The sequence below is a fragment of the Francisella philomiragia subsp. philomiragia ATCC 25015 genome, from assembly GCF_000156715.1.
In the GTDB taxonomy this organism is placed as follows: Bacteria; Pseudomonadota; Gammaproteobacteria; order Francisellales; family Francisellaceae; genus Francisella; species Francisella philomiragia.
Genome location: NZ_DS999318.1, coordinates 1 through 1055 on the forward strand (window position 1 = coordinate 1; position 1055 = coordinate 1055).

The following is a 1055-nucleotide window of genomic DNA, read 5'->3' on the forward strand; positions in this document are numbered from 1 at the left end:
CTATAATCTTTTATCTTAATGTTTTTTTCTTTTGTTAGCTGTGTAAGTATTCTTATATATGAATCTACTAATCTTTGTATAGTGTTTTTATTATATAAGGAAGTAGCATAGTTAAGAGATCCTTGTAACTTACTTTGACTATCATCTATAAAACAACTTATATCAAACTTAGCTATTTTATAATTTATATCATTTGTTACAGGTGTAAATAACTTAGTATCTTCACCACCAAAACTCTGTAATCCAAACATTACTTGGAAGATAGGATGCCTACTTTGATCTTGTTCTACATTAAGCTCAGCCACCAACTTCTCAAATGGTAAATCTTGATGTGATTGCGTTTCTATAAGATTACTATGTACTTCCTTAAGCAAATCTATAATAGTAGAGTTTGTATCTAGCTGTTCTCTTAATGCTAATGAGTTAACAAAAAATCCTATTAATTCTTGTGTTTGTCTATGATGTCTATTCGCTATAGGTGTCCCTATAATTATATCTTCTTGACCTGTGTATTTATGTAATAACACATAAAATACACTTAGCATTAGTGAATATAAAGATGTATTATTCTCTTTCGCTATATCTCTTAGTTTATTTGATATACTTTCATCTATCTCAAATGATAAACTATCACCTCTATAATCTATCTTAGCTGGTCTTGGATAGTCTATAGGCATATTAAGTGTCTCATACCCTAATAGCCTATCCTTCCAATAATTTAACTGCTTATTAAGTTCTTCTCCCTGCAAATACTCTCTTTGCCATACTGCAAAGTCTTTATATTGAATACTTAATTCTGGTAAGTGAATTGGAGTATTATTAGCATAATGATCATAATAAGCTTTTAATTCTTTAAGCAATATATCAGTAGACCAACCATCACTTGCTATATGATGCACATTGATAAGTAGTTTAGTATCATTCTCTTCTGTATATATAGATACCCTTAGCGGATAATCATTAACTAAATCAAATGGTGTATTAATATCCCTTTCTATTTGTTGATATATATTTGTATCTTGATAGCTATATTCTTTAATCAACAATTCATCAGT

1 protein-coding gene is annotated in these 1055 nt (G+C 28.7%); it reads right to left on the reverse strand.

Annotation, left to right across the window (positions count from 1 at the left end; genetic code table 11):
- On the reverse strand, positions 1–1055 hold a 1055-nt coding region (locus FTPG_RS09475; RefSeq protein WP_035722778.1), incomplete at both ends, for a condensation domain-containing protein.